This is a genomic window from Microbacterium sp. zg.Y909, assembly GCF_024626565.1.
Genome location: NZ_JANJFJ010000226.1, coordinates 1 through 7,116 on the forward strand (window position 1 = coordinate 1; position 7,116 = coordinate 7,116).

Consider the following 7,116-nt stretch of genomic DNA (forward strand, 5'->3'; position numbering starts at 1 on the left):
CCGCGGCCATCGGAGTTGGAGTTGGTGTAGACGATGAGCGTCCCGTCCGACGAGCCGGTGTCGCCGGCGTCGGTCTCGGTGTCGGCGTCCCCGCCGGCGCACCCGCTGAGAGCGAGCACGGCGACAGCCGCCGCCCCGATGACCGCCAGGTGCCTCTTGCCTGATCCAAACATGCTGTGCCTCTCGCTCTTCATTGAGGTGGGTCCCACCAAGGGGAGACTACCCCAACCGTTTGTTCCGATCCAACAACCATGCGCCGTTTCCGTGGTTGCGGTCGCGCGTTCGCACTCACCCTACGCCTACCTGGTGAACGGCGCGCCAGCACGCGGTGAACACCTGTGCGCGATCGCGCGGCTTTGCGCCGCTGTCAAGCCCGCGATCGCGGTTCGCGACGTCGGCGAGGGTGGAGTGCGACGAAGGAGGGTGAGATGACCGACGAACGTCCCCGCCCGTGAGCACCCGGCTGCTGCTCGTGTCCGACACCCACATTCCCGGGCGGGCGCGACGACTCCCCGACGCGGTGCTGCGTGCTGCGGATGCCGCGGACCTCGTGATCCATGCGGGCGACTGGGTCGCGGCATCCGTCGTCGACGAGCTCGAGCGGCACGCTCCCGTGCTCGGTGTGTGGGGCAACAACGACGGTGCCGACCTGCGTGAGCGGCTGCCCGAGATCGCGCGCCGCGACATCGAGGGCGTGAGGGTGGCAGCGATCCACGAGACCGGTGACGCCCGCCGCCGCGAGGCGCGAATGGATGCCGCCTTCGCCGACACCGACCTGCTGGTGTTCGGCCACAGCCACATTCCGTGGGACACGACGACCCCCGGCGGGCTGCGGCTGCTGAACCCCGGATCACCGACGGACCGCAGGCGACAGCCGCATCACACGATGATGACCGCCGAGATCGACGCAGGACGGCTGCACCAGGTGCGGTTGATCACGCTCTGACAGTCGCCCCTGTGCCATGCCCGCGCGGGCTTGGCAACCCCCACGTGTCGGGGCCGGTGGCCGCGCAACACTGAACCACCGACAAGGAGGCGTGAATGAAAGCGATGACCTACCGCGGGCCTTACAAGCTCCGCGTGGAAGAGAAGCCCGACCCGAAGATCCAGCACCCCAACGACGCGATCGTGCGGGTGGAGCTGGCCGCCATCTGCGGATCGGACCTTCACCTGTACCACGGCATGCTCCCCGACACCCGGGTGGGCCACACGTTCGGACACGAGTTCATCGGCCGGGTGGAGCAGGTGGGCTCCTCGGTGCAGCACCTGAAGGTCGGCGACCGCGTCATGGTGCCTTTCAACATCTACTGCGGCAGCTGCTTCTTCTGCGCACGCGGCCTCTTCTCCAACTGCCACAACGTCAACGCCAACGCCACCGCCGTGGGCGGCATCTACGGCTACTCGCACACGGCCGGCGGATACGACGGCGGTCAGGCCGAGCTCGTGCGCGTGCCCTTCGCTGACGTCGGGCCGGCCGTGATCCCCGACGGCGTCGACCCCGAAGACGCCCTGCTGCTGACCGATGCGTTCTCGACGGGCTACTTCGGCGCGCAGCTGGCCGACATCGTCGAGGGCGACACCGCGGTGGTGTTCGGCGCCGGTCCCATCGGGCTGGCCGCCGCCCGCTCGTGCTGGCTGATGGGCGCCGGCCGCGTCATCGTCGTGGACTACCTCGACTATCGCCTGCGCAAGGCCGAGGAATTCGCCTACGCCGAGACGATCAACTTCGGCCAGGTGAACGACATCGTGCTGGAGCTGAAGAAGCAGACCGGCGGACTCGGCGCCGACGTCGTGGTCGAGGCGGTGGGTGCAGAAGCAGACGGGCACATCATGCAGCACGTCACCTCCGCCAAGCTCAAGCTGCAGGGCGGCTCCCCGGTTGCGCTGAACTGGGCGATCGACTCGGTGCGCAAGGGCGGCACGATCTCGGTGATGGGCGCCTACGGGCCGCTGTTCAGCGCCGTCAAGTTCGGCGACGCCATGAACAAGGGCGTCACGATGCGCATGAACCAGGCCCCGGTCAAGCGGCAGTGGCCGCGGCTGCTCGAGCACATCGCCGCCGGGCACATCAAGCCCAGCGAGATGATCACCCACCGCATCCCGCTCGAGCACATCGCCGAGGGGTACCACATCTTCTCGTCGAAGCTCGACGACATCATCAAGCCCGTCATCACGGTGGCCTGAGCGCCCTTTCGAAGGAGACCGACATGCCTTACACCGCAGACAAGCCCGGTTCCACCCCCGATCCCGAGGCGCTGCGCGCCCGCATCCCCGGCTGGGGCGCCGACCTCGACCCGTCGGACCGCCCCGCGTTCCCCCGGGAGCAGCCCGGCATCGAGACCGGCGCGCATTGGGAGCTGCCCGCGCAGCAGTCCGGCGCGTCCGGCCGCGAACGGTCGATCGAGCACGAGCGCATCACGCCGGTCTTCGGCACCGCGCAGCCGCTGCACGGGATCTCCGGACGCATCCGCCGCTTCGCGTACGACCGCTTCAGCGAGGGTCAGACCGCGCACTGGCTGCTGCTCGTGGCGGGCGACAGGGTGGACGCCGTCACGGCCCACGTCACCTCGCTCTTCAGCAAGCGTCCCGATGACCCGATCACCGAATCCGGCGTGGCCGGCGAGATCGCCCACCGACCGATCGCGTCGCGCGTCGGACGAGGACGCATCGACCTCAAGCACGCCTGGATGGACCCGATCCTCGTGATCGGACCGTGGGTGGTGGCATCCGTCCTCGCGATCAAGCTCGTTCGAGCCGTGTTCCTGCCGGCCTCGAAGCGCGGGAAGTGACATCGGCCGCCCGGTACCACTGCGCGCAGAAGATCACGATGGTGATCGCTTCGACCCACGCGCCGGCGTAATACATCAGCTGCGCCCCCGCCCGCACGTCGAGCACGTCAAGACCTGCGGGCGGGTTGGCGTAGAGGAACTTCGCGAGGATGCCGTGCGAGGCCATCGTCGCCACGAGCACGATCGCCGTCAGCACGCGCCCCGGCGGGTGTGGGCGGGGGTCGAGCCCGATCACGGCGGCGAGGAAGAGGTACCCGGCCGCGACGAGATGCGCATGCACCAGCACGTGCACGAGCGGCTGCGTGCGCATCGCCTCGAAGACGGGCGTCAGGTAGATGAGCCAGAGGCCGCCGGCACTGAGCACGGCGGCGGTGATCGGATGGGCCACGAACCGTGCCGGGGCGCTGCGCAGCAGCCGGCTGAGCCGTCGGGCGGGGGTGACGTCGAGGGTCCGCAGCGCGAGGGTGACGGGGGCGCCCAGCACCATGAGGAGCGGGGCGACCATGCCCCCGAGCAGGTGCGCCCACATGTGGCCGGTGAAGCTCTCGTGGGCGGCCGCGGCCAGCGGACCCGCCGCAGCGACGGCACCGGCCGCGATACCCGCGCACCACAGCACCGTGCGCGAGAGCGGCCATTCCCGGCCGCGCCGACGCGAGCCGGCGACGCCCCCGAGGTAGCAGGCCACCGCCACGACGGCGACGAACAGCACGAGCGCATCCAGCGACGCGCCGCCGCTGTGGGCGTGAGTGGCATCCATCTGCAGGGCCCGCTATCGCGCGGGGGACTCGGCCCGCACGGGGGCCGCGCTGCGGGTGAGGTAGACCAGCACGGCTCCGGCGACGATCATCGCTGCGGCCGTGAGGTTCCAGACCAGGTCGTAGACGAAGACGTCTTCGACGTAGCGGATCTGGTGGATGCCGAACACCTTGTGGTGCACCGTGCCGTCGTACAGCTGGAACACTCCCGCGCCGAGCAGAACCCCGCCGCTCCATCGCTGCCAGTTCAGGGCCTCGTGCCGACGGAGGTCTGCCAGCAGGAACAGGCCCGCGATGGTGGCGAACCAGCTGACGGCATGGAAGACACCGTCCGACACCAGGCCGATCGCCGGCGTGGACAGGTCGTAGAAGTGGTGCCAGTGCAGCAGCTGGTGGAAGACGGCCTCATCGATGAACGCGATGAGGCCGACCCCGAACAGCACGCCGGACCAGGGGTTCTGCGCGGGGCGCGTGCCCCGCAGCGGTGCGGCGCTCATCCTCCCGACGGGTTGTCGACCGGACGATCGTCGTCGTCGGTGGTGTCGGGCTGCTCGGGCGCGCCGCCCGAGGCGGTGTCGGCCTCGAGGTCGCCGTCGGGCGTTCCCTGCGTGTTCTGCTTGTCGTCGGTCATGATGCCTCCGTCTGCGAGATGCGTCCTGCCAGTAGACCACCGCCGATCACCGCAAGGCCCGGGCCTTGCGCGCCGCGGGGGGATGTGTCAGGGCGGCGGTGGCCCCACCTGGTCAGGCGTCGGAGCGGTCGAGACGCACGAAGGCCAGCACGATGCCGGCGACGAGGGAGCCGAGCCCGCCGACGGCCATGTCGCCGATGGTGTCGGGATAGGTCACGAAGATCTCGTCGGTGATGAACGCGTAGCCGACCCACTCGATCATCTCCCAGACGGCGCTCGCCGCCAGTCCCAGCACGGTGACCAGCACGATCGCCGTGCGTCGCGCAAACCCCTCGGTGCGGGGGTCGGGGGTGATCGAGAACCGGACGAGCACCAGGTACGCCATCGCCGCGAGCACCGCCGTGCACGAGAAGTGCAGGATGAGGTCCCAGTTGTCGACGGTGCGGTAGAAGTCCAGCACGTTGCTCCACGCCGCGGCCAGCACGATCACCTGGTAGACGATGTCGAACGACGAGCGGACGCCGACGAAGCGGGGCACCAGCAGCGCCGGCAGCGCGAGCGCCAGGATGCCTGCGTCGGTCGCGGTGCTCCAGATCGACGCCGCGATGACGCTGATCAGCCCCACGAGTCGCAGCGTGTCGGCGATGACCTCGCTCACCGTCTGCGGGCGCCGGAGGAAGTTCTCGATCATGGGCTGCTCTCCGATCGCGGCATCCGCAGGACGGCTTGCACGGGGAAGTGGTCCGACGCCCAGCCACCGTCGACCGGGTCGGCGTTGACGGCGGCGGTGACGACGGCGGCGGAGGGCGAGACCGCGATCCAGTCGATGCGGTCACCGGCGGTGCGGGGCCGTCGGTAGCCGCCGTAGGTGCCCCATTCCGGAGTGAGATGCTCGGCCGCCGCCGTCCACGCGTCGACGAGCGTATCGCCGGCGAGGAGGTTTCCGACGGCGGGGGAGGAGGGCCCCGCGTTGAGGTCGCCCATCACGACGGCCGGCCGTGGCTGCCCGGCGACGAGGCGACGGATGTGCTGGGCCCCGCGCAGCCGGGCGCGCGAGGAGAGCACGTCGAGGTGGGTGTTCACCACCATAAACTCGGCGGAGGTGGCGCGGTCACGGAAATCGGCCTGCACGAGGATGCGAGGAATGACGTTGCCCCAGGTGGTCGAGCCGGGCTGCTCGGGGCGGTCCGACAGCGCGCTCTGCCTCCAGTCGAGCAGCTCGAGCCGCTCGGCGTCGTAGAACAGCGGACAGGCCTCGCCTTCGCGGCGGGGGTCGCGCCCGTGGCCGACGAAGCGGTGAGTCGGGCCGAGGGCGGCGGCGATCGCGGCGGCCTGGTCGGGCAGCGCTTCCTGCACGCCGAGAACCGTCGGCCGCTCCGCGCGCAGCACGCCGCGAAGCCGCGGCGCCCGCCGCGCCCAACGGTCGGCGGGTCGGGTGAGCAGAGCCGGCATCCGCCGCCGGATGTTGAACGTCATGACGTGCAGGTCGGGGGTGGCCACGGGGCCGATGAGAGGCCGCAAGGGGTCGGTCATCGCCCGACGCGGCTTCGCGCGTCGGGCACGTCGCGGCGGTGCAGGGCCCGTTGCATCCACAGCTTCTGCCAGCGCACCGGCGGGAAATCCTCGGGCCAGTGCGCGACGACGGTGTGGTAGCCGCGCCAGACGCGCCGTCGAAAGCCCACACGGTCGCCGAACGGGCGCATCGAGATGCCCATCGCCGCGTTGCGCAGATAGCGGATGCGGTGGCGCAGCCCCAGATGGAATGCCAGGTCGAGGTCGTCGTGCACCTCGGGGTCGTGGCGGTGCACCTCGTCGTGCACGTCTCGCCAGGCCGACCTGCGCATGGCGAGGTTGGACCCGAACAGCGGCAGATGGCCGAGCGCCGAGAAGGTGACGGCGGCGTAGGCGCCGAGGTAGAGGGCGGCCAGCGGTCGCCGCAGGCGCCGCGGTCCGTCGACGAAGCGGGCGCCGCCGGTGAAGGCCGCGACGTCGGGATGCCGCTCCAGCGCCTCTGACATCGTCTGCACCCACGTGTGCGCGGGCAGGCTGTCGGCATCGAGGCGCAGGATGATGTCGCCGCGCGCGGCGTCGTACCCGCAAGAGCTGGCAGCAGGGATGCCGGGCTCGTCGCAGCGCACCACGCGCGCCCCCGCGGCGCGGGCGACCTCGGCCGAGGAATCGGTGGAGCCGTTGTCGACCACGACGATCTCGTCGGGCAGGCGTGTCTGCAGGGCCAGGGCGCGCAGGCACCGGCGCAGCTCGGTGTCGTCGTCCTTCACCGGGATCACCACCGAGACGGCGGTCCTCGTCCCGGTCTCTGCGGCGGTCACGTCATCCCCTCGGTGGCACGTTCTGCCACGCTACCCACCGGGTGGCCTCGTCCCGGGTCGTTGACGCGGCGCGTCTGCTCAGGTAAGCCCGCGCAACGGCCGGGCGACGGCCTCGCTCCGCCGGCGAGACGCGAACGGCCACGCCCGGGTGAGGGGGCGTGGCCGTTGTGGCGGATGGGTCAGAAGCGGAACGTGCTGCTCTGGGTGGCGTCGTCTCCCGACTGCTCGTCGGCGTGACGGTCCCCGGGGCCGCGGCGCTCGGGGCGGGTCTCGTCGCCGCGGGAGTCGTCCTCGGACTCGGTGTCGGGCGTCACCTCGGCTCCGCCGTCCTCGGGAGCGACGTCGGACTCGCTGTCCTGGGGCGCGCTGGGGCGGTCCATGTCCCGGTTCATGTCCTGGTCCATGCCGCCGAGGGGCCCGCCGCGGCCGAAACGACCGGAGTCGTCGTGGTCGTCGTCGTCATCCCAGCGCATGTCGTCGTGGTGCCACAGCTCGCTGTCGCCCGCGTTGCCCGCGAGCGTCGGTTCGACGGCGTTCGAGACGCCCCAGCCGGCACCGAACCCGATGCCCAGCAGCACGACACCGGCGGCGACGCCGCCGGTCACCTTCAC

9 protein-coding genes and 1 pseudogene are annotated in these 7,116 nt (G+C 70.8%); 3 read left to right on the forward strand and 7 right to left on the reverse strand.

Features of this window, described 5'->3' with window-relative positions; all coding sequences use genetic code 11:
- Positions 1 to 451: 451 nt before the first annotated feature.
- The 3 genes from NQ160_RS15265 to NQ160_RS15275 all read left to right on the forward strand — a co-directional run bounded on the left by NQ160_RS15265 (position 452) and on the right by NQ160_RS15275 (position 2,789).
- Positions 452 to 946, forward strand: coding sequence for a metallophosphoesterase family protein (locus tag NQ160_RS15265; protein WP_257516037.1), 495 nt, complete (start codon positions 452 to 454; stop codon positions 944 to 946).
- Between the two features lie 95 nt (positions 947 to 1,041).
- Positions 1,042 to 2,184, forward strand: coding sequence for a zinc-dependent alcohol dehydrogenase (locus NQ160_RS15270; protein ID WP_257516038.1), 1,143 nt, complete (start codon positions 1,042 to 1,044; stop codon positions 2,182 to 2,184).
- A gap of 23 nt (positions 2,185 to 2,207) precedes the next feature.
- The gene (locus NQ160_RS15275; protein WP_257516039.1) at positions 2,208 to 2,789 is read left to right on the forward strand and encodes a hypothetical protein; all 582 of its coding nucleotides are present in this window, start codon (positions 2,208 to 2,210) and stop codon (positions 2,787 to 2,789) included.
- On the opposite strand, the gene NQ160_RS15280 is transcribed toward NQ160_RS15275, so the two are convergent.
- The 7 genes and pseudogenes from NQ160_RS15280 to NQ160_RS15310 all read right to left on the reverse strand — a co-directional run.
- Positions 2,740 to 3,546 (reverse strand): cytochrome c oxidase assembly protein, encoded by an 807-nt coding sequence (locus NQ160_RS15280; RefSeq protein WP_257516040.1) that lies wholly within the window; start codon positions 3,544 to 3,546, stop codon positions 2,740 to 2,742. The genes NQ160_RS15275 and NQ160_RS15280 overlap by 50 nt on opposite strands.
- Before the next feature lie 12 nt (positions 3,547 to 3,558).
- The gene (locus NQ160_RS15285) at positions 3,559 to 4,041 is read right to left on the reverse strand and encodes a DUF2243 domain-containing protein (RefSeq protein WP_257516041.1); all 483 of its coding nucleotides are present in this window, start codon (positions 4,039 to 4,041) and stop codon (positions 3,559 to 3,561) included.
- A complete protein-coding gene (locus NQ160_RS15290; protein WP_257516042.1) occupies positions 4,038 to 4,175 on the reverse strand; it encodes a hypothetical protein in 138 nt (45 codons plus the stop codon). The genes NQ160_RS15285 and NQ160_RS15290 overlap by 4 nt, the downstream gene beginning before the upstream one ends.
- 112 nt (positions 4,176 to 4,287) lie before the next feature.
- Positions 4,288 to 4,866: a DUF2238 domain-containing protein gene (locus NQ160_RS15295; protein ID WP_257516043.1), complete on the reverse strand. Its 579-nt coding sequence runs from the start codon at positions 4,864 to 4,866 to the stop codon at positions 4,288 to 4,290.
- Positions 4,863 to 5,708, reverse strand: coding sequence for an endonuclease/exonuclease/phosphatase family protein (locus NQ160_RS15300; protein ID WP_257516044.1), 846 nt, complete (start codon positions 5,706 to 5,708; stop codon positions 4,863 to 4,865). Before NQ160_RS15300 ends, NQ160_RS15295 begins: the two co-directional genes overlap by 4 nt.
- On the reverse strand, positions 5,705 to 6,505 hold the full coding sequence (locus NQ160_RS15305) for a glycosyltransferase family 2 protein (protein ID WP_257516045.1): 801 nt from the start codon (positions 6,503 to 6,505) through the stop codon (positions 5,705 to 5,707). The genes NQ160_RS15300 and NQ160_RS15305 overlap by 4 nt, the downstream gene beginning before the upstream one ends.
- Positions 6,506 to 6,684: 179 nt before the next feature.
- A pseudogene (locus NQ160_RS15310) lies at positions 6,685 to 7,116 on the reverse strand (hypothetical protein); the annotation flags it as partial.

Bases quoted from the DNA above. Each gene is read 5' to 3' on its own strand.
- NQ160_RS15270 (WP_257516038.1), top strand. From the start codon at position 1,042: ATGAAAGCGATGACCTACCGCGGGCCTTACAAGCTCCGCGTGGAAGAG.
- NQ160_RS15275 (WP_257516039.1), top strand. From the start codon at position 2,208: ATGCCTTACACCGCAGACAAGCCCGGTTCCACCCCCGATCCCGAGGCG.
- NQ160_RS15280 (WP_257516040.1), bottom strand. From the start codon at position 3,546: ATGGATGCCACTCACGCCCACAGCGGCGGCGCGTCGCTGGATGCGCTC.
- NQ160_RS15285 (WP_257516041.1), bottom strand. From the start codon at position 4,041: ATGAGCGCCGCACCGCTGCGGGGCACGCGCCCCGCGCAGAACCCCTGG.
- NQ160_RS15290 (WP_257516042.1), bottom strand. From the start codon at position 4,175: ATGACCGACGACAAGCAGAACACGCAGGGAACGCCCGACGGCGACCTC.
- NQ160_RS15295 (WP_257516043.1), bottom strand. From the start codon at position 4,866: ATGATCGAGAACTTCCTCCGGCGCCCGCAGACGGTGAGCGAGGTCATC.
- NQ160_RS15300 (WP_257516044.1), bottom strand. From the start codon at position 5,708: ATGACCGACCCCTTGCGGCCTCTCATCGGCCCCGTGGCCACCCCCGAC.